Annotated in this window: 19 protein-coding genes; 9 read left to right on the plus strand and 10 right to left on the minus strand. The window is 58.9% G+C overall.

The window, feature by feature from the left end:
* Window positions 1-160: 160 nt before the first annotated feature.
* The 5 genes from morA (at window position 161) to PspR84_RS24980 (ending at window position 8,662) form a co-directional block, all read left to right on the plus strand.
* The gene (gene morA / locus PspR84_RS24960; protein WP_160059487.1) at window positions 161-4,009 is read left to right on the plus strand and encodes a cyclic di-GMP receptor MorA; all 3,849 of its coding nucleotides are present in this window, start codon (window positions 161-163) and stop codon (window positions 4,007-4,009) included.
* A 239-nt stretch (window positions 4,010-4,248) separates the two neighbouring features.
* A complete protein-coding gene (glyA, locus tag PspR84_RS24965) occupies window positions 4,249-5,502 on the plus strand; it encodes a serine hydroxymethyltransferase (protein WP_007909785.1) in 1,254 nt (417 codons plus the stop codon).
* Window positions 5,503-5,828: 326 nt separating this feature from the next.
* Window positions 5,829-7,142: a C4-dicarboxylate transporter DctA gene (locus PspR84_RS24970; RefSeq protein ID WP_160059488.1), complete on the plus strand. Its 1,314-nt coding sequence runs from the start codon at window positions 5,829-5,831 to the stop codon at window positions 7,140-7,142.
* An 85-nt stretch (window positions 7,143-7,227) separates the two neighbouring features.
* Window positions 7,228-7,932: a FadR/GntR family transcriptional regulator gene (locus PspR84_RS24975; protein ID WP_034153832.1), complete on the plus strand. Its 705-nt coding sequence runs from the start codon at window positions 7,228-7,230 to the stop codon at window positions 7,930-7,932.
* A gap of 19 nt (window positions 7,933-7,951) precedes the next feature.
* A complete protein-coding gene (locus tag PspR84_RS24980) occupies window positions 7,952-8,662 on the plus strand; it encodes a GntR family transcriptional regulator (protein ID WP_160059489.1) in 711 nt (236 codons plus the stop codon).
* Between the two features lie 98 nt (window positions 8,663-8,760).
* Here the strand turns inward: PspR84_RS24980 and yjiA are convergent, their stop codons facing one another.
* From yjiA to PspR84_RS24995, 3 genes are all read right to left on the minus strand, one after another.
* Window positions 8,761-9,732 (minus strand): GTPase, encoded by a 972-nt coding sequence (gene yjiA, locus PspR84_RS24985; protein ID WP_160059490.1) that lies wholly within the window; start codon window positions 9,730-9,732, stop codon window positions 8,761-8,763.
* Between the two features lie 163 nt (window positions 9,733-9,895).
* Entirely contained in the window at window positions 9,896-10,093 is a 198-nt protein-coding gene (locus tag PspR84_RS24990) for a YbdD/YjiX family protein (protein ID WP_003228401.1), read from the minus strand.
* A 15-nt stretch (window positions 10,094-10,108) separates the two neighbouring features.
* Window positions 10,109-12,175, minus strand: a complete 2,067-nt coding sequence (locus PspR84_RS24995; RefSeq protein WP_160059491.1) for a carbon starvation CstA family protein — start codon at window positions 12,173-12,175, stop codon at window positions 10,109-10,111.
* Window positions 12,176-12,334: 159 nt separating this feature from the next.
* On the opposite strand from PspR84_RS24995, the gene PspR84_RS25000 reads away from it, so the two are divergent.
* A complete protein-coding gene (locus tag PspR84_RS25000; protein WP_160059492.1) occupies window positions 12,335-12,703 on the plus strand; it encodes a PilZ domain-containing protein in 369 nt (122 codons plus the stop codon).
* 120 nt (window positions 12,704-12,823) lie between these two features.
* Here PspR84_RS25000 and radA read toward each other — a convergent pair whose 3' ends face one another.
* The 3 genes from radA to katB are packed head-to-tail and all read right to left on the minus strand — an operon-like array spanning window position 12,824 to window position 16,375.
* On the minus strand, window positions 12,824-14,191 hold the full coding sequence (gene radA / locus PspR84_RS25005; RefSeq protein ID WP_007909773.1) for a DNA repair protein RadA: 1,368 nt from the start codon (window positions 14,189-14,191) through the stop codon (window positions 12,824-12,826).
* A 45-nt stretch (window positions 14,192-14,236) separates the two neighbouring features.
* Window positions 14,237-14,773, minus strand: coding sequence for an ankyrin repeat domain-containing protein (locus tag PspR84_RS25010; protein WP_160059493.1), 537 nt, complete (start codon window positions 14,771-14,773; stop codon window positions 14,237-14,239).
* Between the two features lie 60 nt (window positions 14,774-14,833).
* On the minus strand, window positions 14,834-16,375 hold the full coding sequence (gene katB, locus PspR84_RS25015) for a catalase KatB (RefSeq protein ID WP_160059494.1): 1,542 nt from the start codon (window positions 16,373-16,375) through the stop codon (window positions 14,834-14,836).
* Between the two features lie 286 nt (window positions 16,376-16,661).
* Between katB and mscL the strand changes: the two genes are divergently transcribed.
* Window positions 16,662-17,075: a large-conductance mechanosensitive channel protein MscL gene (mscL, locus tag PspR84_RS25020; protein WP_034153825.1), complete on the plus strand. Its 414-nt coding sequence runs from the start codon at window positions 16,662-16,664 to the stop codon at window positions 17,073-17,075.
* 44 nt (window positions 17,076-17,119) lie between these two features.
* Here the strand turns inward: mscL and PspR84_RS25025 are convergent, their stop codons facing one another.
* Entirely contained in the window at window positions 17,120-17,896 is a 777-nt protein-coding gene (locus PspR84_RS25025; protein WP_160059495.1) for a ferredoxin--NADP reductase, read from the minus strand.
* Between the two features lie 321 nt (window positions 17,897-18,217).
* Between PspR84_RS25025 and PspR84_RS29525 the strand changes: the two genes are divergently transcribed.
* Together PspR84_RS29525 and PspR84_RS25040 are read left to right on the plus strand one after the other, a co-directional pair.
* Window positions 18,218-18,931 carry an autoinducer binding domain-containing protein gene (locus PspR84_RS29525; RefSeq protein WP_174244483.1) on the plus strand — a complete coding sequence of 238 codons (714 nt, stop codon included), beginning with the start codon at window positions 18,218-18,220 and terminating at the stop codon, window positions 18,929-18,931.
* 177 nt (window positions 18,932-19,108) lie between these two features.
* Complete coding sequence (locus PspR84_RS25040; RefSeq protein ID WP_160059497.1) at window positions 19,109-20,233, plus strand: class I SAM-dependent methyltransferase; 1,125 nt, start codon at window positions 19,109-19,111, stop codon at window positions 20,231-20,233.
* A 72-nt stretch (window positions 20,234-20,305) separates the two neighbouring features.
* Here PspR84_RS25040 and PspR84_RS25045 read toward each other — a convergent pair whose 3' ends face one another.
* From PspR84_RS25045 to PspR84_RS25055, 3 genes are all read right to left on the minus strand, one after another.
* A complete protein-coding gene (locus PspR84_RS25045; RefSeq protein WP_150706869.1) occupies window positions 20,306-20,473 on the minus strand; it encodes a DUF2474 domain-containing protein in 168 nt (55 codons plus the stop codon).
* 77 nt (window positions 20,474-20,550) lie between these two features.
* Window positions 20,551-21,558 carry a cytochrome d ubiquinol oxidase subunit II gene (gene cydB, locus PspR84_RS25050; RefSeq protein WP_007909749.1) on the minus strand — a complete coding sequence of 336 codons (1,008 nt, stop codon included), beginning with the start codon at window positions 21,556-21,558 and terminating at the stop codon, window positions 20,551-20,553.
* Window positions 21,559-21,561: 3 nt separating this feature from the next.
* Entirely contained in the window at window positions 21,562-23,007 is a 1,446-nt protein-coding gene (locus PspR84_RS25055) for a cytochrome ubiquinol oxidase subunit I (RefSeq protein WP_160059498.1), read from the minus strand.
* Window positions 23,008-23,288: the final 281 nt, after the last annotated feature.

Consider the following 23,288-nt stretch of genomic DNA (forward strand, 5'->3'; position numbering starts at 1 on the left):
GAACGCTCCCGCGTAACCGGCAAAGCTACCTGAATGACGGAAGGCAGTCCAGCCGAGCGGGGCTGGCACTTCGCCACGACTCAAGGCATGCTAGCCGCCCTTTGGGCGTCCGGCTTATAGTGCACGTCGCGCCAGTCCAGCCAAACCGCAGGATCACAGCTTGTCCAATGTCACTCCGCCAGCCTCTGTGAGCAGCACCCCACCGGCGCCCGGCTCGTCCCTGCGCGGTACATTAAAGGGGGCGCTGGCGACGCTCGTGCTTTTGTTGCTCGCCTTGCTGTTCTGGCAACTGCTCGATCAACTGCGCGAAACCCAGAAAAACCAGCGTCAGTACACCATCGACTACACTGCCGACCTCGCCTCGCAGGTCAGCCTGAACATGGCGCTGAACGCGCAAATCGCTCTCAATCTGCTACCGATCGTCGAACAACCGCAATCAGCCGACGAACAGCAGGCGCTGCTGCGCAAGCTCCAGCAATCCTTGCCTGACCTGCGCAGCCTGGCCCTGCTCACCCCTTCCGGCAAGATCATCAGCGACAGTGCCGACAACAGCCACGACGCCGATTACCTGAGTGAACTGGTGCGCCGCAGCCGTGCACAGGCGCATTACTTCAGCAACGCCGATGACGGTTCTGTGGTGCATCTGTTATTGCATCAGGCCAGCGGCAGCACGCGCGGTTATTGGGCATTGCGCCTGACCCCGACGTTCTTCGACTCGCTGACCAAACAGGGCGAAACCGGCATCCGCCCGTTGTGGCTGGTGGAAAACCGCGTCAACCATCAGATCATCAGCCGCGACGAAGCGCAGCCTTCGGCCAGGCCCGGCGTCTTGAGTCCGGACGACATGGCCAACACCGTACTGACCGTGCCGCTGAGCAGCAGCGACTGGCAGTTGCGTGGCCTGTTCGACCGTCAACGCGTGCTCGAAGAATTGCTCCCGGCGTTTATCGGCAAATGCCTGTTGGGCCTGGCGTTCTCGCTGCTGCCGGTGATTGCGCTGTTGAACATGCGCCGCCGCCAGCGCCAGTTGCACGAAGGTCGTCGACGCTATCAGGACATTTTCGAAGGCACCGGCGTGGCCCTCTGTGTGCTCGATCTGTCGGGTCTGAAACAAGTCTTCGACAAGGCGCAGATCCAGACCAGCGACCAGCTCAAGGCATGGCTCGACCAACCGCAGCAACGCCAGCAACTGCTGCAGGAACTGCGCGTCACCGAGGTCAACCAGGTCGCGTTGCAATTGCTCAACGTCAATTCCTGCGAGCACGCCTGGCAACTGTTGATCGACGGCCATCCGCACCGCCAGTGCGCCATCGGCAATCAAGTGCTCGACGCCGTCCTGCAGCAACAAAAGCAGCTGGAACTGGAAATCAAACTGCCGGACATCAATGGCCGCGACCAGCACCTGTGGATGGTGTTGCGCCTGCCGACCGAGCAGCACGACTACAAAGCGGTGATTCTCAGCATCAACGACATCACCAGCCGCAAGCTGATCGAACTGTCGCTGCTCGAACGCGAGGGATTCTGGTCGGATGTGGTGCGCACCGTGCCGGATCATCTGTATGTGCAGGACGTGATCAGCCAGCGGATGATTTTCAGCAACCACCACCTCGGCCAGACCCTCGGCTACAACCGCACCGAACTGCATCAGATGGGCGAGTATTTCTGGGAAATCCTGCTGCACCCGGAAGATGCCGACTATTACCATCGCTCGCGCCAACTGCAGCGACACGCTGGTTACAGCCAGTTGCTGCAATGTCAGTTGCGCTTCCGCCATCGCGACGGCAAGTGGCGGCGTTTCGATATTCGCGAACAGGCGCTGGCGCGCGACAAACACGACCAGGTCACGCGCATTATCGGCGTGGCCAAGGACATCACCGAACAGATCGAAGCCAGCGAATCCCTGCGTGACAGCGAACAGCGTTATCGCATGCTCGCCGAAAGCATCAGCGACGTGATTTTCTCCACCGACAGCAAGCTCTCGCTCAACTACGTCAGCCCGTCGGTGCAGGCTGTGCTGGGTTATGACGCCGAGTGGATTTTCCAGAACGGCTGGCAATCGACCATCGCCAACCCGCAGCAACTGAGCGGCATCTACACGCTGATGGATCGGGTCAGCAAGGCGCTGGACAAACCCGAGCAACTGGCGGTGTTGCGCAATCAGGTGCAGACGCAAATGTTCCTGTTCGACTGCCTGCGCGCCGATGGCCGCAAGATCCCGATCGAGCTGCGTCTGGTGCTGGTGTGGGACGAACATGGTGCGTTCGAAGGCGTGCTCGGTGTCGGTCGCGACATCAGCCAGCAGCGCCGCGCCGAGAAAGACCTGCGCATGGCCGCCACGGTGTTCGAGCACTCGACCTCGGCGATCCTGATCACCGACCCGGCCGGCTACATCGTGCAAGCCAACGAAGCCTTCAGCCGCGTCAGCGGTTACGCCGTGAGCGAAGTGCTCGACCAGTTGCCGAACATGCTTACCGTCGATGAGCAACAGGACGCGCACCTGCGGTATGTGCTCAAGCAATTGCACCAGCACAACACCTGGGAAGGTGAAGTCTGGATGAAGCGGCGAAATGGCGAGCACTACCCGGCGTGGGTCGGCATCACCGCGGTGCTCGACGACGAGGGTGATCTGGCCAGTTACGTGTGCTTCTTCAGCGACATCAGCGAGCGCAAGGCCAGCGAACAGCGGATTCACCGCCTCGCCTACTACGACGCCCTGACGCATTTGCCGAACCGTACGCTGTTCCAGGATCGCCTGCACACTGCGCTGCAATCGGCCGAGCGGCAGAAGTCGTGGGTGGTGCTGATGTTCCTCGACCTCGACCGCTTCAAACCGATCAACGACTCCCTCGGCCACGCCGCCGGCGACCGCATGTTGAAAGACATGGCCACGCGCCTGCTGGCCTGCGTCGATGATGACGACACCGTGGCGCGCATGGGCGGCGATGAATTCACCTTGCTGCTGCAGCATCGCTCCAGCCGCGAACTGGCGCTGAACCGGGCGATTCATGTCGCCGAGCAGATCCTTGGCAGCCTGGTGCGACCGTTCGTGCTGGAAGGCCGCGAGTTCTTCGTCACCGCCAGTATCGGCATCGCCCTGAGTCCGCAGGACGGCAACGAACTCAGCCAGTTGATGAAGAACGCCGACACGGCGATGTACCACGCAAAGGAGCGCGGCAAGAACAATTTCCAGTTCTATCAGGCCGACATGAACGCCAGTGCGCTGGAGCGTCTGGAACTGGAAAGCGACTTGCGCCACGCCCTGGAGCAGAACGAATTCGTCCTGTATTACCAACCGCAGTTCAGCGGCGATGGCAAACGCCTGACCGGCGCCGAAGCGCTGTTGCGCTGGCGTCATCCGCGTCGCGGACTGGTGCCGCCGGGGGATTTCATTCCGGTGCTGGAAGAACTCGGTCTGGTGGTGGACGTTGGCGACTGGGTAATTAGCGAGGCTTGCCGCCAACTGAAGACCTGGCACCAGAACCGCGTGCGTGTACCGAAGGTCTCGGTGAACATTTCCGCGCGGCAGTTCTCCGATGGCCAGCTCGGCACGCGGATCGCCACGATCCTGCGCGAAACCGGCCTGCCGCCGGCGTGCCTGGAACTGGAACTGACCGAAAGTATCCTGATGCGCGAAGTCAGCGAAGCGATGCAGATTCTCGCCGGTCTGAAAAACCTTGGCCTGAGCATCGCGGTCGACGACTTCGGCACCGGTTACTCGTCGCTGAACTACCTAAAGCAATTCCCGATCGACGTGCTGAAAATCGACCGCACCTTTGTCGATGGCTTGCCGTCGGGTGAGCAGGACGCGCAGATTGCCCGGGCGATCATCGCCATGGCCCACAGCCTGAATCTGGCGGTGATCGCCGAGGGTGTGGAAACCCATGAGCAGTTGGACTTCCTGCGCGAACATGGCTGCGATGAGGTTCAGGGGTATCTGTTCGGGCGGCCGATGCCGGCGGGGCGGTTTGAGGCGCAGTTCAGTAATGACGCGCTCTTTATGTTCGACTGAAGATCGGCGGCGCGCCTTTCGCGAGCAGGCTCGCTCCCACAGGGATTGATTTCGATCACAAAATCGCAGGCCTGCCTCGATTACTGTGGGAGCGAGCCTGCTCGCGAAGAGGCCTTCAAAAGCACCGCACATCTGTCATGAACGCCACTTGTCTGCGACATGATGTCGTTTCATATGCCATCCAAAACCCATTGGGTTAGAATGCCCCCCTTTTCTGCCCCCGATCCTTGAGGACCGCCATGTTCAGCCGTGATTTGACTATTGCCAAGTACGACGCCGACCTTTTTGCCGCCATGGAGCAAGAAGCTCAGCGCCAGGAAGAACACATTGAGCTGATCGCTTCGGAAAACTACACCAGCCCAGCGGTGATGGAAGCTCAAGGCTCGGTCCTGACCAACAAGTACGCTGAAGGCTACCCAGGCAAGCGTTACTACGGTGGTTGCGAGTACGTCGACATCGTTGAACAACTGGCCATCGACCGCGCCAAAGAGCTGTTCGGCGCCGATTACGCCAACGTTCAGCCGCACGCCGGTTCGCAAGCCAACGCCGCTGTTTACCTGGCCCTGCTGCAAGGTGGCGACACCATTCTGGGCATGAGCCTGGCCCACGGTGGTCACCTGACTCACGGCGCCAGCGTTTCCTCCTCGGGCAAGCTGTACAACGCCGTGCAGTACGGCATCGACGCCAATGGCCTGATCGACTACGACGAAGTCGAGCGTCTGGCGGTTGAGCACAAGCCGAAAATGATCGTGGCCGGTTTCTCCGCCTACTCGCAGATTCTCGACTTCCCACGCTTTCGCGCCATCGCGGACAAAGTCGGCGCTTACCTGTTCGTCGACATGGCTCACGTAGCCGGTCTGGTTGCCGCTGGTGTTTACCCGAACCCGGTGCCTTTCGCTGACGTCGTGACCACCACCACGCACAAGACCCTGCGCGGTCCACGTGGCGGCCTGATCCTGGCGCGCGCCAACGCCGACATCGAGAAGAAGCTGAACTCCGCGGTATTCCCGGGCGCCCAGGGTGGCCCGCTGGAGCACGTGATCGCCGCCAAGGCAATCTGCTTCAAGGAAGCGCTGCAGCCAGAGTTCAAGGCCTACCAGGAACAAGTGGTGCTGAACGCCCAGGCCATGGCCGAAGTGTTCATCGAGCGCGGTTTCGACGTAGTTTCCGGTGGTACCAAGAACCACCTGTTCCTGCTGTCGCTGATCAAGCAGGACATCTCGGGTAAAGACGCCGACGCCGCTCTGGGCAAAGCGTTCATCACCGTGAACAAGAACTCCGTGCCAAACGATCCACGCTCGCCGTTCGTCACTTCCGGCCTGCGCTTCGGTACTCCGGCTGTGACCACTCGTGGCTTCAAGCAAGCCGAGTGCAAAGAGCTGGCCGGCTGGATCTGCGACATCCTGGCTGACCTGAACAACGAAGCGGTGATCGACGCCGTTCGTGAGAAAGTCAAAGCCATCTGCAAGAAACTGCCGGTATACGGCGCTTGATGCGACGTTAAATCCGCAGCATGAAAAACCGGCCAAGTGATTGGCCGGTTTTTTTTCGCCTGAAAAAAGCTCAAAAGATCGCAGCCTTCGGCAGCTCCTACAGGTGAACGCATTCCAAATGTAGGAGCTGCCGAAGGCTGCGATCTTTTGATCTTAACCACCGGTCAGACCGGTCATGCCAATTTCGCGTTTCCCCCTTGTATTCAAGAAAAACCCCAGCGTAGACTGCGCCTGCACTGGACATACCGGTAAGACCACAATAATTAAGTCCTGAATCTGATGCGTTCAAGCGCACGGCAGCCAGGACACCGACCAGGATTCCTCCCATGCTCAGATGGTGCTCGCGTTCAATCTTCCTCCAAGTGGTTCTCGGACTGATGCTCGGCATCGTCTGCGGGCTGACCCTTCCTGAATACTCGGCCCAGCTCAAACCGCTCGGCGACGGCTTCATCAAACTGATCAAGATGCTCATCGGTCTGATCGTGTTCTGCGTGGTGGTCAGCGGCATCAGCGGCGCCGGCGATCTGAAGAAGGTCGGGCGCATCGGCCTCAAATCGGTGATCTATTTTGAAGTGCTGACCACCATCGCCTTGGTCATCGGCCTGGTCTTCGCCTTCAGCACCGGTATTGGCAGCGGCGCGAATATTCATCTGGAGCAGCTGTCGACCGCCGACATGGGCGATCTCGCCGAACGCGGCCAGCACATGCACACCACCACGCAGTTCCTGATGGACCTGATCCCGACTTCGGTGATCGGTGCCTTTGCCGACAACAACATCCTGCAGGTGCTGCTGTTCTCGGTGCTGTTCGGCAGCGCGTTGAATCTGGTCGGTGAAGCGGCTTCCGGGATCTCCCGGCTGATCAACGAACTGAGCCATGTGATCTTCCGCATCATGGGCATGATCGTGCGTCTGGCACCGATCGGCGTGTTCGGCGCCATCGCCTTCACCACCAGCAAATATGGCCTCGATTCCCTGCAACATTTGGGCAGTCTGGTCGGTTTGTTCTACCTGACCTGCATCGCTTTCGTCAGCGTGATTCTCGGCCTGGTGATGCGTGCTTCCGGCCTGCGCATGTGGCCGCTGTTGAAGTATCTGCGTGAAGAACTGCTGATCGTCATGGGCACCGCCTCGTCCGACGCTGTGCTGCCACAGATCATGCGCAAACTCGAACACCTCGGCATTGGCAGCTCGACGGTTGGCCTGGTGATTCCGACCGGCTACTCGTTCAACCTCGACGGTTTCTCGATCTACCTGACCCTGGCCATCGTCTTCATCGCCAACGCCACCGGCACACCGCTGGCCATGACTGACCTGCTGACGATTCTGCTGGTGTCGCTGATCACTTCCAAAGGCGCTCACGGTATTCCCGGTTCAGCGCTGGTGATCTTGGCGGCCACGCTGACAGCGATTCCGGCAATCCCGGTGGTCGGTCTGGTGCTGGTGTTGGCAGTGGACTGGTTTATGGGCATCGGCCGGGCACTGACCAATCTCATCGGCAACTGCGTCGCCACTGTCGCCATTGCCCGTTGGGAAAAAGACATCGACGTCCAACGCGCCAACAAAGTACTCAGCGGTCAGCAGGGCTACACCTTTCAGCCGCGTAAAACAGCAACTCCGGCGCACCAGCAGGAGTTCTGATTTAACCCTGTAGGAGCTGTCGCAGACTGCGATCTTTTGATCTTGAGTCTGCGGCTATCTCCCACAGGCACATGGAGCAAGACAAGTGATTACCACATCAACCGTCGTCAACTCAGTCGTTGAAAAACTGCGCGCCGCATTGGCCCGTGGTCAGTGGCGCTCCGGCGACATGCTGCCGGGCCAGCGCGAACTGGCCGAACAACTGGGCATCAGCCGCCCGAGCCTGCGTGAAGCGGTGATCGTCCTCGAAACCCTCGGCCTCGTCCGCTCGATGCCGGGCAAAGGCGTGGTCGTGCTCGACGCACAATTGAGCGACAGTCAAAGCCACGACAGCGCGGTGGCCGGTGCCAGTCTCGAGGATGTACTGCAACTGCGCTACACCCTTGAGCCGTTCATCGTTGGCCTGGTCGCGCAGTCGATCAGCAGCAAGGAAGTCGGCCAGTTGCGTCTGACCCTGATGGACATGCGCGAAGCCCTTGAAGCCGGCGACAGCGAAGCCGGGGTCAGCGCCTACATCGCGTTCCACGAAGAGTTGTTCACGCTCACCTCGAATCCGATCTTCCAGAGCGTGGTGCAGCAAACCAGCAATGCCCTCAAGCAGAGCGCCGAGGTGCTGCGTAATTCGCCGGAGCATCTGGCCGAGCGGCTGGAAGAAAACGAAGCGGTGGTCCGCGCGATCCGCAGCAAGAACAGCGCCCAGGCCAGCGCCGAAATGCGTCGGCACATTTTGCGCGAAGGCCAGCGGATGGGGATTGAGTTGAACATCCCGGAAGACAACTTGAGTCGCTGATATCTATTGGAGACAGGTCATGAACAGTTTCGCTTCAGCGTCACACACTCGCCAGACAACGACGCCCCTGCCCTTCTCCCGTCTGCGCGAACCGGCAGAGGGTCTTTATCCGCGACTGTTAGATGCGATTCTGGAACAGCGCATCGATTCGACCAGCCGATTTACCGAGGACAGCTTGAAAGAGATGTTCTGCGCCAGCCGCGCCGATGTGCGGCGGGTGTTGACGCAGTTGTCGCTTGAGCAGGTCATTGTGCTGCGCGCCAATCATCGCCCGCGTGTTGCCGCACCTGATCGGGAGCAAACGCGGCAGGCTCTGCATGCGCGGCGACTGGCCGAAAACACCTTGGTGCGTCTGGCCTGCCAACGTCCGCAGGCCGAAGGCTTGAAACGCTTGCGCGGGCTGATCGAACACGAACGTCAGGCCGTTGAGCAGAATCGGCGTGGTGTGGCGATTCGCTTGTCCGGGGAGTTTCATCTGCACTTGGCGCAGATGGCGGGGAATGCACCGTTGGCGCATTTTCTCGGCAGTCTTGTGCCGCTCACATCATTGGCGATTGCGCGAAGTGAGTGCCAGACGCATAGCTGTTGCGCATGGCGGGAGCATTTGGCGCTGGTCGAGGCAGTGGAGCGAGGCGATGCTTCCAAGGCCGGGATGCTGATGAATCGGCATTTGGATAATCTTGAGCAGACATTGCTGGGTTCAGATCTTGAGCATTGTGTTGCAGGTTAGATTGCTATCGCGAGCAGGCTCACTCCTACATTTGAAACGCGTTCCCCTGTAGGAGTGAGCCTGCTCGCGATGGCGTCATCATTGACACTACAAACCCTTCAGCCCGCCGCCACCCTAGCAAACCCCGCCCGAATCTTCTCTTCCGGCAACTCATCAGCAATAAACACAATCACACTTTCCCGCGCTTCACCCTCTGCCCATTCAGTGTCCCAGTCGAAACCGTAAAGCTTCAACACGCCCTGAAACACCAACCGCCGATCCTCACCGGCAATGTTCAGCACACCCTTGTACCGCAGCAATTGCTTGCCGTGTTCTTCGAGCAATTCATTCATGAACTCACTGAGCTGATCGATATCCAGCGGCTGATCGGTACGCAGCACCAGACTGGAAATGCGGTCGATCGACGGCGCCTTGCTCACCGGGCGCAGGCTCAATCCGCCGCCAAGATCGGCGTTGAGGTTGAAGCCGCGCACATCGAGCAATTCCGCCAGATCGATGTTGCCGTGATCAACCACACGGATCGGCGCGCGACGGTTGATCCGCGTCAGCCGTTCGCTCAGCGCCTTGAACGTAGCTTCGTCGACCAGATCGGTCTTGCTCACCAGCAAGCGGTCGGCAAAACCGATCTGCGCCTGAGCGATAGTCTGGGTCAGGTGCACGTCGGCGTGGGCGGCATCGACCAAGGTGATGATGCCATCGAGCAGGTAGCGCTCGCGCAATTCCTCATCGATGAAAAAGGTCTGCGCCACGGGTGCCGGATCGGCCAGGCCGGTGCACTCGATGACCAAACGATCGAACGCGATCTCACCGCTGTCCAGCCGTTCAAGCAGCAGGTACAGCGCTTTGGTCAGGTCAGTGTGAATGGTGCAGCAGACGCAGCCGTTGGCCAGGGTCATGACTTGCACCGGTTCGTCACCGAGCAACTGCGTGTCGATACCGGCGTCGCTGAATTCGTTTTCGATCACGGCGATTTTCAGGCCGTGCTCGGCTTTGAGGATATGGCGCAGCAAGGTGGTCTTGCCGGCGCCGAGGAAACCGCTGAGTACCGTTACAGGTATGGGAGAAGACAAAACAGATCCCCTTCACAAAATGAATGAACAATACAGAAACAAATGTGGGAGCGAGCCTGCTCGCGAAGGGGTCGTGTCAGTCGACATTATTGCTCGATGACACACCGCTTTCGCGAGCAGGCTCGCTCCCACAGGGGGATTACCTCAACCTTGCGCTGTCAGCTCAACAGCACTTCGGCCCACCCTTGCCACCGTAACGGGCTTCCTGACGTTCGCGAAAGAACATCTCGTAGCTCATCACCGGTTTGTCCGGGTGCTTGGTTTGCATATGCTCGACGTAGGTGTCGTAGTCGGGCATGCCGACCATCAGGCGCGCGGCCTGACCGAGGTATTTACCGAGGCGACTCAGGTCATTGAACATGGTGCAATCCTCTGGTTACGCATCCGGCAGAGCCTGGAATGGCGATTCTTTATCCGTACGCTCTTTTTTGCCCCAGGCGGCGATGCCGACTTTGAGCGCATAGAACAGGATGCTGAAGACCACGAACAGGAACAGCGCGGTGAGCGTTGCGTTGGTGTAGGCGTTGAAGATCACGTGCTGCATCTGCTCGACGCTTTTTGCCGGTGCTAGCACCTGACCATTGGCCAGCGCATCGCTGTACTTCTTGGCCAGCGACAGGAAGCCGATCGCCGGGTTGGCATCGAACAGTTTGATGAAGCCTGCAGTCGTGGTGCAAATCAGCAGCCAGGTAGCCGGCAGCAGGGTGACCCAAATGTAGCGCTGACGCTTCATTTTGATCAGGACCACGGTGCCCAGCATCAGCGCAATACCGGCCAGCATCTGGTTGGAGATACCGAACAGTGGCCACAAGGTGTTGATACCCCCCAGCGGATCGATCACGCCTTGGTAGAGCAACCAGCCCCACATCGCCACACAGCCGGCGGTGGCAATCAGGTTGGCGGTCCACGATTCGGTACGTCGCAGTGCCGGCACGAAAGAGCCGAGCAGATCCTGCAGCATGAAACGCCCGGCACGGGTACCGGCGTCGACAGCGGTGAGGATGAACAGCGCTTCGAACAGAATCGCGAAGTGGTACCAGAACGCCATGGTGTTTTCACCCGGCAGGACACTGTGCAGGATCTGCGCGATACCGACTGCCAGGGTCGGCGCACCACCGGCACGGGCCAGAATGGTGGTTTCGCCAATGTCATGTGCCACCGCTTGCAGCGCTTCCGGCGTGATCGCGAAGCCCCAACTGGTAACCACTTGCGCAACCGAAGCGACATCACTGCCGACCACAGCGGCCGGGCTGTTCATTGCGAAGTACACGCCAGGCTCGATTACCGAAGCGGCAACCATGGCCATGATCGCCACGAACGACTCCATCAGCATGCCGCCGTAACCGATGTAACGGGCGTTGGTTTCGTTATCCAGCAGCTTCGGCGTGGTGCCCGAAGAAATCAGCGCGTGGAAACCGGAAACCGCACCGCAAGCGATGGTGATGAACAGGAACGGGAACAGGCCGCCCTTCCACACCGGACCGGTGCCGTCGACGAACTGGGTCAGCGCCGGCATTTTCAGCTCGGGCATGGTGATCAGAATACCGATCGCCAGAGCGACGATGGTGCCGATCTTGAGGAACGTCGACAGATAGTCACGCGGTGCCAGAATCAGCCACACCGGCAGCGAGGCCGCGACGAAACCGTAACCGACCAGCATCCAGGTAATCTGCACGCCGGTGAAGGTGAACGCCTTGGCCCACACCGGATCAGCGGCAATCTGCCCACCGAGCCAGATCGAACCGAGCAGCAGCAACACGCCGACCACGGAGATTTCGCCGATGCGACCCGGGCGGATGTAGCGCATGTAAATGCCCATGAACATCGCGATCGGGATGGTTGCCATCACGGTGAAAATGCCCCACGGGCTCTCGGCCAGCGCTTTAACCACGATCAGCGCCAGCACCGCGAGGATGATGATCATGATCAGGAAGCAGCCGAACAGGGCGATGGTGCCGGGCACGCGGCCCATTTCTTCACGCACCATGTCGCCCAGGGAACGGCCGTTGCGCCGGGTCGACATGAACAGAACCATGAAGTCCTGCACCGCGCCCGCCAGCACCACACCGGCAATCAGCCAGAGCGTGCCGGGCAAGTAGCCCATCTGCGCGGCCAATACCGGGCCGACCAGAGGTCCTGCACCAGCGATCGCTGCGAAGTGGTGACCGAAAAGAATGTGTTTGTTGGTCGGCACATAGTCCAGACCGTCGTTGTTGAGCACGGCGGGGGTGGCCCGACGCGGATCGAGTTGCATCACATTGTTAGCGATGAACAGGCTGTAGTAACGGTACGCGACCAGATAAATGGCCACAGCAGCGACCACGATCCACAAGGCGTTGATCGCCTCGCCACGGCGCAATGCCACTACGCCCAGGGCGCACGCTCCTACGATTGCCAGCACTAGCCAGGGTAAGTGGCGTAGCAGGCTATTATTATTTTTCATTTTATTATTCCAGCCAGGGTGGACAAGAAAGACAGCCACCCCGAGTTTAGCGCTTACGGCGCCAAAGGCCATACCCCGACGTTGGTCTAGACGCTTTAGCGATTGGCTGGCGCCCGCATTCGCGGTCTATAGTCAGCGAACCTTCATGAGGATTGCGCCATGAGCGAACACCCCGCCAATCGACGTCGTTTCAAACGTATTGCGTTCGATGCCAGAACCGAGCTGAGTCAGGGCCAGTTCATCTGGCCGGTGAAGCTGATTGATCTGTCGCTCAAGGGACTGCTGATCGAGCGGCCGGAGCCGTGGCTGGGGGACTCGGGGAAGGATTTCTTCGTCGACATTCATCTGAGCGATGACGTCGATATCGAGATGGACGTGCACTTGGCCCATGAGGAAAACGGCCAGCTTGGGTTTGTCTGCCGGCATATCAGCCTGGAATCGATCCAGCGCTTGCGGCGCTTGATCGAGCTGAACCTGGCTGACGAGGCCGAACTGGAGCGCGAGTTGGGCGCCCTGATCGAAATCTAGAATCCACCACAGATCAAATGTAGGAGTGAGCCTGCTCGCGATAGCGTTTTTACATTCGACACTTCAGTTGGCTGATGTACCGCTATCGCGAGCAGGCTCACTCCTACAGGGGTCGGTGGTTTATTCGAAGAGGGCGTCGAGGGCCTGTTCGAGGCGGGTCACGGCAATAATCTGCAAACCCGGAGGGGATTCCTTCGGCGCATTGCCCTTCGGCACAATAGCTCGCTTGAAGCCATGTTTGGCCGCTTCCTTCAATCGCTCCTGCCCGCTCGGCACCGGGCGCACTTCACCGGACAAGCCCACCTCGCCGAACACCAACAGATCATGCGGCAACGGTCGATTGCGCAAACTCGACATCACCGCCGCCATCAACGCCAGGTCAGACGCCGTTTCCAGCACCTTCACCCCGCCCACCACGTTGAGGAACACATCCTGATCATGAGTCGGGATGCCGCCATGGCGATGCAAAACTGCGAGCAACATCGCCAAACGGTTCTGATCCAGCCCCAGCGTCACCCGACGCGGGTTGGCCAGATGACTGTCATCGACCAAGGCCTGCACTTCCACCAGCATCGGCCGCGTGCCTTCCCACGTCGCCATGACCACACTGCCCGGGACTTCTTCCTGCGCACGAGTGAGAAAAATCGCCGACGGGTTGGAGACTTCTTTCAGGCCCTTGTCGGTCATGCCGAACACGCCCAATTCGTTGACCGCACCAAATCGGTTTTTCACCGCGCGCAGCAAACGCAAACGCCCATCGGACTCACCTTCGAAATACAGCACGGTGTCGACCATATGCTCCAAGACGCGAGGGCCGGCCAGCGCACCTTCCTTGGTCACGTGGCCAACGAGGAAAATCGCCGTGCCGCTCTGCTTGGCATAACGCACCAACAGCGCTGCACTCTCACGCACCTGGGAGACGCCGCCGGGCGCCGATTGCAGTTGTTCGGTGAAGATCGTCTGGATCGAGTCGATCACCATCACCTTGGGCTTTTCCTGACGGGCGGTAGCGATGATGGTTTCGATGCAGGTTTCGGTCATCACCCGCAGTTGGTCCTGCGGCAAGCCGAGGCGGCGCGCGCGCATGGCCACTTGTTGCTGGGATTCTTCGCCGGTGACGTAGAGCGCCGGCATGCTTTTGGCGAGGTTGCACAGGGTCTGTAGCAGAATCGTCGATTTGCCGATGCCTGGATCGCCGCCGATCAACACCACCGAACCGTCGACCAGACCGCCACCGAGGACCCGGTCCAGTTCACCGGACGCGGTGGAGAAACGCGGAATCTCTTCGATGCTGACTTCGGCCAGTGTTTTGATCTGCGCCTGTTGCCCGGCCCAACCGGTACGGCCGGTCGGTGCCGTGGCGCCGCCACTTTCGATCATGGTCTCGGTCAGGGTATTCCAGGCACCGCACTCACCGCACTGGCCAGCCCACTTGGGAAAGGTTGCGCCGCACTCGGTGCAGCCGTACATGCGCTTGGCCTTGGCCATCAGAACCCCCGACAAAAACCGCGATGATAACGCACGTGCTGCCTATCAGCGCGGCGCAGCACTACGGATTTCTCCGCTGGCCAGACGCGCGGCGCTATTGCCCAACGGATCTTCGGCATTCAGGTCAGCGCCCTTGGCCTTCAACGCATCGAGCAACTCCAGACGCTTGAACAACCCGGCGTACATGGCCGCCGTCTGCCCGGCGCCGTTGCGCTGATCGGGGCTGCAATTGGTGGCCATCAAGCGCCGGGCGATCTGCAATTCGCCCTTGAAGATCGCGCCCATCAGCGCTGTATTGCCGCGTTGATCTTGCGCACAGGCATCGGCGCCGGCAGCGAGTAACCGCTCCACCGCCGACGCTTGACCGTGATAAGCCGCGAGAATCAACGCGGTGTAGCCTTTGCTGTCGCGGGTATCGAGGGAATAGCCGGACTCGATAAAAGTGTCGAGCATCGGCACGTCACCGCGCCGGGCGGCATCGAAATAGTAATCCTGCAACTGGGCCTTGATCGCCTCAGGGCTTTGCCCGGCCTGCGCTGTAAAGGACAGGCAGGCGAGTAACAGTATGAGACAGGGACGCATAAATACTCTCCTTGAGCAGAACGGGGCCTGAATCAGGCCCCGCGCTGCACGGCGTCGATATCAGTCGACCAGTTTGGCCGCCAACGCCTTCACCCGGCTCAGGTCGCCCTTGGCCACTTTGGTCACACCGGTCCCGTATTCCGGGTCGGCCTTATAAAGGAAGGACAAGATGATGTGCTTGCTCTCGTCATCGGTAGTCGCCAGCGAGCCGCCGAAGCTGTCGATCAGATCCTTGCGCTCTTGCTGGCTGAACGAGCGATACAGATCGCCGGCCTGCTTGAAGTTCTGCTCACGCTGAATCTTCGCCTGCTGCGTGCTGCCCGACAGCGCCGACTGGCTATAACGCGCACTTGGCGTCTCGTCACGGGGTTGCAGTCGGCTCGGCTGATAGTTCACGCCGCTGTTGCTGACGCCGAAGTTCATCGCGCCATCCTGATTGCCATTGTTCACGGCAACTTTCGGCGCATTGATCGGCAATTGCAGCGCATTGGCACCCAGGCGATACATCTGCGTATCGGCATAAGAGAACACTCGACCTTGCAACAAACGGTCTTCGGAAGGCTCGATACCCGGAACAATATTCGCCGGCGCCATGGCCACTTGCTCGGTTTCCTGGAAGACATTTGCCGGATTACGGTTCAACACCATTTGTCCAACTTTGCGTTCAGGAATACCCGGCCAGATCTTGGTGGCATCCAATGGATCAAAATCAAACTTGGACAAATCTTGTGGTTTCAGCACTTGAATGTACAAGTCCCATTTTGGGAAGTTGCCTTTATTGATATTGCTCACCAAGTCATTGGTCATATGACTGTAGTCTTGCCCCTGAACGTTAGCGACTTGCTTTGGCGTCAGATTATTTAGCCCCTGCAAGCTCTTCCAGTGGAACTTTACGTAATGAACTTCGCCCTTGGCATTGATCAACTTGTAAGCATGTACGCCATTGCCATCCATCTCTCGATAACTGGCAGGAGTTCCCGAGTTCGAATACAACTCGGTCAGCGTACGGGTGGCTTCCGGTACATGGGAGAAGAAGTCGAATCGACGCGAGTCATCATCAAGGTTAGTCCGTGGGTCCGGTTTAAACGCATGCACCATGTCGGGAAACTTGATTGCGTCGCGAATAAAAAACGTCGGGAAATTGTTGCCGACCAGGTCCCAGTTACCATCGGCCGTATAGAACTTGGTTGCGAACCCGCGTGGATCACGCAGGGTTTCCGGCGAGTGATTGCCGTGCACCACGGCAGAGAAGCGCACGAATACCGGCGTGCTCTGGCCGGCGGCGAATACTTTGGCCTTGCTCAGGTCGCTGAGGTCGTTGGTCACCGTGAAGGTGCCATGGGCACCGGTGCCGCGTGCGTGAACCACGCGCTCGGGAATGCGCTCGCGATCGAAGCGTTGCAGCTTCTGAATCAGTTGCACGTCCTGCAGCAGCACCGGGCCGTTGGCGCCGGCGGTCTGCGAGTTCTGATTGTCGCCGACGGCGGCGCCGTTATCGCGGGTCAGCGGAGCGGCGTTGACGGAGAAGGTCAACAGACTGGCGGTGAGTACACCGAAGGTGCGGCGACGGGGAAAAGCCCCCAGTCCAAGTGCGGAGTTCATATCAGGATCCTCTGGTTATTTTGGGGCGCATCCAGATGCGCCAACCCAAGGCTAGAGGCCTGCGACGTCGAACATAAATAGAAAGAACGTAACGCCACGATTGAGAAAATTGGCTTCCCGATCAGCGATTTACGGGATATTTCGCGCGCGATTGATGGCACTTTGCAAACTAATCGTCGATTGATGTGTCGATAAAAACGGGCATTGTAAGAAGGTGTTTCGCGCAGGACGCGTTTTGCTGATTTACACTGCGTACACCAAACTCATCTGTAACAAGGAAATAACTATGGGCGTGCTAAGTGAGTTCAAGGCCTTCGCGGTCAAAGGCAATGTGGTCGACATGGCCGTCGGTATCATCATCGGGGCCGCGTTCGGCAAGATTGTTTCGTCGTTTGTCGGTGACGTCATCATGCCGCCAATCGGCCTGCTGATCGGTGGGGTGGACTTCAGTGATCTGGCCGTCACGCTCAAGGCCGCCGAGGGCGCTGCGCCGGCGGTAGTGCTAGCCTACGGCAAATTTCTACAGACCATTCTGGACTTCGTGATCGTCGCTTTCGCCATCTTCATGGGTGTCAAAGCCATCAACCGCCTCAAGCGCGAAGAAGCCGTGGCCCCTACGCTGCCACCGGTTCCGACCAAGGAAGAAGAGTTGCTGGGCGAGATCCGCGACCTGCTCAAGGCCCAGAACACCCGGCCCTGAACCTTGCACGATAGAAACAACGGCGCCTTCGAGGCGCCGTTTGTTTACCAGTAGTTTTCCACCGCCACCTGGCCAGGCCGGCGGGTGAGGCTGAGGCTCATGTGGCGTTTTTTCAGCAACGCGCGAGTGTCATCGATCATCTGCGGATTGCCGCACAGCATGACCCGCGAATGTTCCGCCGACAGTTCCACGCCCGCTGCGCGCTCCAGCTCCCCGCTTTCGATCAGGCTGGTAATGCGCCCGTTCAACGCCCCGGGATGTGTTTCACGTGTCACCGTCGCGATGAACTGCAATTTGTGGGCATGTTCGCTGAGGTAGTCGCGCTGCCTGAGCCCGGCAATCAAATCCTGATAGGCCAGCTCCCGCGCCTCGCGCACGCTGTACACCAGAATGATGCGCTCGAATTTTTCCCAGACTTCGAAGTCCTGCAGAATCGATAGAAACGGCGCCACCCCGGTGCCTGTGGACAACAGCCATAGGTCGCGCCCGTCGACGAAGCGATCAAGGGTCAAATAGCCGAATGCCTGGCGATCCACCAGCAGTTTGTCACCGACCTGCAGCCGGCTCAACTCACTGGTGAACTCCCCGCTCGGCACCACAATGGAAAAGAACTCCAGAAAGTCGTCAAAAGGCGACGACACCATCGAATAGGCACGCCACACGACGCTGCCATCAGCTTTGGCCACACCCAGCCGAGCGAACTGCCCGGCGCGGAAACGGAAACCTGCATCACGGCTGGTGCGCAAGGTGAAAAGGTTGGGGGTCAAAGGGTGTACTTCGAGCAACGTCTGCGTGGTGGGTTTCTCTGCGCTGGCGGTCATGGGGTACTCCATTGAACGATTGCCGACAGTGTCGCGCAAATTGGCTGTCCGATATACCGATGACTTATAAGGGTATTAAGCATGCAGATCACGTGATATTGCCAACTATTTAAATAGTAGAACCCATAAAATTAGAGCATTAACTTTATATGGCGACATACATGTAACGCCCGTGAGCGCTAAGAACTATTTATTTACCGATGATCCTGTCCAATACCGAAAAAATTTAAAGCTCGGCGTGGGAAACGTCCTACACTCCTTTGCGTGCCGGGTCTTTTGGATCCATTCCGCGCCCCCGCAACGTCAATTGAGTGTTAAAAGATGGAAACGTGGAAGGAGTCACAGTTAAAACAACTGACGTTTGCCAAGGGAATAGATGCAGCCTATCCGATTCTGTTGAGGTTCGCCGAAAACCTGGGATTCAATTTTTGTGCCGTTTCGGTTGTTTCACTCCATCGGGATACGCCTCTTAAAACCTTGCAAATCAATAACTACCCTGAAGAATGGAACTCACAATATGAGAAAAGAAACTACAGCAAAGTCGATCCTCTGATAGCACACTGCAATCACTCAATGACACCCATTGTCTGGGGCGAGTCGGTTTTTGCTGAGACTCTGCAGCTGTGGCAGGGTTTGAAGCAGCACGGGCTGCAATATGGCTGGTCACAGTCCTTTCATCATGAACCCAGTGGTCTATGCAGCATCATCAGTCTGGCGCGAAAGCATTGTTCAATAAGCCCTCTGGAGCTGTATGAACATTTTGGTTATATGTTCTATGCCGCCAGTCACTTGAGCGAACTCTTCGCCAGAACCCTGCCGCCTCAGGCGCTCAAGCCCCGCCAACCGCAACTGTCGCCACGAGAACTTGAGGTTCTACGTTTGTCTGCTGACGGCAAAACGGCTTTTGAGATTTCGATGATCCTTAGCCTGAGCGAACGCACGGTGAACTACCACGTGCAAAACGTGATCGAGAAGCTCAACGTCTGCAACAAGATTTCCGCGGTCATTGCGGCCGCCAGAGCCGGCATCATCTAGTCGATTGGTCTACCCTCCTTTACAAAACTTGCGGGTAATAACAAAGAAAAAAACGTACCATTTGTGGCCCTCCTGAGTGATGACGCGAACATTCTGCGTTGCCTTACACTCAGTCGGTTCCGCCGCACACTGTCAGGGCTGCGGAACGCCCCGTTGATTACCCTGAGTCCCCGCCCCATGCCTTTGCTTGATACGCCCTTCGCCCAACTCGATCTGATCCGCCAGCCAGAACAGCAGAACGAACCGCTGCAAGCCTTCGATGCCGCCGACGAATACCTGCTCAACCATCTGGCTGCGCAGCAACCGACGGCCGACACGCGCGTATTGGTGCTCAACGACAGCTTCGGTGCGCTGGCGGCCAGCCTGCTCGGCAAGGTCAAGGTCAGCAGCAGCGGCGACTCGTTTCTGGGGTTTCAGGGGCTGGAGAAAAACCTGCTGCGCAATGACCAGGCGTTCGACGCCATTCGCGGGATTCCTGCCAGCGAGCCATTAGTCGGACCATTCGACCGCGTGCTGATCCGCGTACCGAAAACCCTCGCGCTACTGGAAGAACAACTGATCCGCTTGCAAGGTCAGCTCGCGCCCGGCGCCGAAGTGATCGCAGCGGCCATGGTCAAACACCTGCCACGCGCTGCCGGTGACTTGCTTGAGCGCTACATCGGTCCGGTACAAGCCTCTCTGGCGGTAAAGAAGGCCCGGCTGTTGATCGCCACACCTGAAGCGAAAGCCCCCGCCGTCTCGCCCTACCCTTCGCGGTATCGCCTCGACGAGCCGTCGATCGAATTGCTTAACCACGCCAATGTGTTCTGCCGCGAAGGCCTGGACATCGGCACGCGCGCCTTCCTCCCGCATCTGCCGAAAAATCTTGGTAGCGCCCAAGTCGCTGACCTGGGCTGTGGCAACGGGGTTCTGGCTATCGCGAGTGCGCTGCAAAATCCCGAAGCGCATTACACGCTGGTCGACGAGTCGTTCATGGCGGTGCAATCGGCTGCCGAGAACTGGCGCGCAGCGCTGGGTGATCGTGAGGTGATCGTGCGGGCCGGCGATGGACTGGCCGGGCAGGAGCCGCAATCATTGGATGTGGTGCTGTGCAACCCGCCGTTCCATCAGCAGCAGGTGGTTGGCGACTTCCTCGCCTGGCGCATGTTCCAGCAGGCGCGCGAAGCGTTGGTGGTGGGCGGCGCGCTGTACATTGTCGGCAACCGTCATTTGGGTTACCACAGCAAACTGGCACGGCTGTTCCGCGGCGTTGAGCAAGTGGCCGCCACGCCGAAATTCGTGATTCTCAAGGCCCGCAAGTAAACCGACAGGCAAAAAAACCCTCCGCAAGGAGGGTTGCAAAGCCGTACCCGAAGGCGCCGGGACGGGGATGATTCAGTGGGTGGTCAGACCTGCGGCATTCATGAACATGCGCATCAGGCTGGCGGCGATAAACAGCACGCCAACACTACCGACCCAGATCAGAGCCAACCAGCCGAGCCGCTGCCACAGCGGTTTTTTTTCGGCTTGTTCAATGTCGTGCAGGGAATGTTTTCCAGTCATTTTCTTCAAACCTCTTCAAGATTGATGGCGCCATCGCCGACGCCATCGCGAGCAGGCTCGCTCCCACAGGTTTTTGCTTAGTGATAGCCGTCTTCGTGGGTAACCTTGCCGCGGAACACGTAGTAGCTCCAGAAGGTGTAACCCAGGATGAACGGGATGATGAACAGCGTGCCCACCAGCATGAAGCCCTGACTTTGCGGCGGTGCGGCGGCGTCCCAGATCGAGATCGACGGCGGCACGATGTTCGGCCACAGGCTGATACCCAGACCGCTGTAGCCGAGGAAGATCAGCACAAGGGTCAACAGGAACGGCATGTAGTTGGCATTGCGCGCCACGGCGCGGATCAGACCGTACATGGTCACCAGCACCAGAATCGGCACCGGCATGAACCAGAACAGGTTGGGCATGCTGAACCAGCGGGTGGCAATATCCGGATGAGCCAGCGGCGTCCAGATACTGACAATACCGATCACGGCCAGCAGTACGAAAGCCAATGGCCGTGCCAGGTCATGCATCTGTTCCTGGAGCTTGCCTTCGGTTTTCATTATCAGCCAGGTACAGCCGAGCAAGGCATAGGCGACCACCAGCGCGGCGCCGCAGAACATTGTGAACGGCGTCAGCCAGTCCAGTGATCCACCGGCGAACTGCCGATTGACCACCGGCAAGCCATCGATGAATGCGCCCAGCGCCACGCCCTGGAAGAACGTCGCCGCCACCGAGCCGCCGATGAACGCCTTGTCCCAGAGATGACGCTTGTCATCCTTGGCCTTGAAGCGGAACTCGAAGGCTACGCCGCGGAAGATCAAACCGATCAACATAAAGATCAGCGGCAAGTACAGCGCCGACAACACTACCGAATAGGCCAGCGGGAACGCGCCAAACAACGCCGCGCCGCCCAGTACCAGCCAGGTTTCGTTGCCGTCCCAGACCGGGGCGACGGTGTTCATCATCACGTCACGGTCGACTTTACCGGGGATGAACGGGAAAAGAATCCCGATCCCCAGGTCGAAGCCGTCCATGACCACGTACATCATGATGCCGAAGATGATGATCACGGCCCAGATCAGCGGAAGATCAATACCCATGGCTCAAATCTCCTTGGTCAGGCGGGTGGTGTCGTCGTGATCGGCATCGGCCGAATCGTCGGCCGCGGACAACGGACGCGCCGGTGTGCGCGGCTTGCCTGGACCACCTTGCGGCGTTTCGGCGCCTTCGCTGATCTTCGGACCTTTGCGCACCAGACGCATCATGTAGCCGAGACCTGCGCCGAACAGCGCGAAATACACCACCACAAACATGATCAGGGTGATGCTCATCTGCATGAAGCTGTGGTTGGAGGAGGCATCGGCGGTGCGCATCAACCCGTAGACCACCCACGGCTGACGGCCGATTTCAGTGGTGAACCAGCCGGCGAGAATCGCAATCAGACCGGACGGCCCCATCCACAAGGCCAGATACAAGAACGGCCGCGAGGTGTAGAGCGTGTCGCGCTTACGCAGCCACAGGCTCCACAGACCGGTGAAGATCATCAGGAAACCGAGGCCGACCATGACCCGGAACGACCAGAACACGATGGTCGAATTCGGCCGGTCTTCTGGCGGAAATTCCTTGAGCGCCGGGACCTGCTTGTGCAGCGAGTGAGTGAGGATCAGGCTGCCGAGGTACGGAATCTCCACGGCGTATTTGGTTTTCTCTTCTTTCATATCCGGCCAGCCGAACAGGATCAGCGGCGTCGCTTCGTCACCGTGGTTTTCCCAGTGACCTTCGATCGCGGCAATTTTTGCCGGTTGGTGCTTGAGCGTATTCAGGCCGTGGAAGTCGCCGATGACTGCCTGGATCGGCGCGACGATCAGCGCCATCCACATTGCCATCGACAGCATGGTGCGGATCGCCGGGTTGTCCTTGCCGCGCAGCAAATGCCAGGCCGCCGAGGAGCCGACGAAGAATGCCGTGGCGACAAACGCTGCCGTCGCCATGTGCATCAGGCGATAGGGGAACGAAGGGTTGAAGATGATCGCCAGCCAGTCGGTGGGGATGACTTGCCCGTTAACAATCTCGAAGCCCTGCGGGGTCTGCATCCAGCTGTTGGAGGCGAGAATCCAGAACGTCGAAATCAGCGTACCGATCGCCACCATGACGGTGGAAAAGAAGTGCAGCCCGCGCCCGACCTTGTTCCAGCCAAACAGCATCACCCCAAGGAAACCGGCCTCGAGGAAGAACGCCGTGAGCACTTCATAGGTCAGCAACGGCCCGGTGACGGCGCCGGCGAAGTCCGAGAAGCGGCTCCAGTTGGTGCCGAACTGGTAGGCCATGACCAGCCCCGAGACCACGCCCATGCCGAAGTTGACGGCAAAGATCTTCGACCAGAAATGGTAAAGGTCACGGTAAGTGTCGTTGCGGGTTTTCAGCCACAGACCTTCGAGTACCGCGAGGTAACTCGCCAGGCCAATGGTGATGGCCGGGAACAGGATGTGGAACGAGATGGTGAACGCGAACTGAATTCGGGCGAGATCTAGTGCCTCTAAACCGAACATATGGCTTCCTCTGTCAGGTAATACCGGCTGCGGACCCGGAGGCCTGCACCCACTGCCCCCACGGATATGGAGTGCGGCGAATTCTGATTCGTTCTTTTTAAACAACCATCGCAACGCAGGGAGTCTGGCCAACTGGCCACCGGATCAATTCCTTGTGGGTCTTGATCTGGATCAAGCAACGTTGAAAGAGTAGTCCCATTTTTGACGATGAACTGCGTGGTCGTTTGCCGCGTGACAAGTTGCCTCATTGCAGCCGCGATGCTCTGCCAGACATTTCCTGC

The sequence above is a fragment of the Pseudomonas sp. R84 genome (assembly GCF_009834515.1).
In the GTDB taxonomy this organism is placed as follows: Bacteria; Pseudomonadota; Gammaproteobacteria; order Pseudomonadales; family Pseudomonadaceae; genus Aquipseudomonas.

Excerpts from the sequence above, each read along its gene's own strand:
- PspR84_RS25010 (WP_160059493.1), bottom strand. The coding sequence starts at position 14,773 with ATGCGTCCCTGTCTCATACTGTTACTCGCCTGCCTGTCCTTTACAGCG.
- katB (WP_160059494.1), bottom strand. The coding sequence starts at position 16,375 with ATGAACTCCGCACTTGGACTGGGGGCTTTTCCCCGTCGCCGCACCTTC.
- PspR84_RS29525 (WP_174244483.1), top strand. The coding sequence starts at position 18,218 with ATGGAAACGTGGAAGGAGTCACAGTTAAAACAACTGACGTTTGCCAAG.
- PspR84_RS24980 (WP_160059489.1), top strand. The coding sequence starts at position 7,952 with ATGAACAGTTTCGCTTCAGCGTCACACACTCGCCAGACAACGACGCCC.
- PspR84_RS25045 (WP_150706869.1), bottom strand. The coding sequence starts at position 20,473 with ATGACTGGAAAACATTCCCTGCACGACATTGAACAAGCCGAAAAAAAA.
- mscL (WP_034153825.1), top strand. The coding sequence starts at position 16,662 with ATGGGCGTGCTAAGTGAGTTCAAGGCCTTCGCGGTCAAAGGCAATGTG.
- cydB (WP_007909749.1), bottom strand. The coding sequence starts at position 21,558 with ATGGGTATTGATCTTCCGCTGATCTGGGCCGTGATCATCATCTTCGGC.
- PspR84_RS24970 (WP_160059488.1), top strand. The coding sequence starts at position 5,829 with ATGCTCAGATGGTGCTCGCGTTCAATCTTCCTCCAAGTGGTTCTCGGA.
- PspR84_RS25025 (WP_160059495.1), bottom strand. The coding sequence starts at position 17,896 with ATGACCGCCAGCGCAGAGAAACCCACCACGCAGACGTTGCTCGAAGTA.
- PspR84_RS25040 (WP_160059497.1), top strand. The coding sequence starts at position 19,109 with ATGCCTTTGCTTGATACGCCCTTCGCCCAACTCGATCTGATCCGCCAG.
- PspR84_RS25055 (WP_160059498.1), bottom strand. The coding sequence starts at position 23,007 with ATGTTCGGTTTAGAGGCACTAGATCTCGCCCGAATTCAGTTCGCGTTC.
- PspR84_RS25000 (WP_160059492.1), top strand. The coding sequence starts at position 12,335 with ATGAGCGAACACCCCGCCAATCGACGTCGTTTCAAACGTATTGCGTTC.
- glyA (WP_007909785.1), top strand. The coding sequence starts at position 4,249 with ATGTTCAGCCGTGATTTGACTATTGCCAAGTACGACGCCGACCTTTTT.
- PspR84_RS24990 (WP_003228401.1), bottom strand. The coding sequence starts at position 10,093 with ATGTTCAATGACCTGAGTCGCCTCGGTAAATACCTCGGTCAGGCCGCG.
- PspR84_RS24995 (WP_160059491.1), bottom strand. The coding sequence starts at position 12,175 with ATGAAAAATAATAATAGCCTGCTACGCCACTTACCCTGGCTAGTGCTG.
- radA (WP_007909773.1), bottom strand. The coding sequence starts at position 14,191 with ATGGCCAAGGCCAAGCGCATGTACGGCTGCACCGAGTGCGGCGCAACC.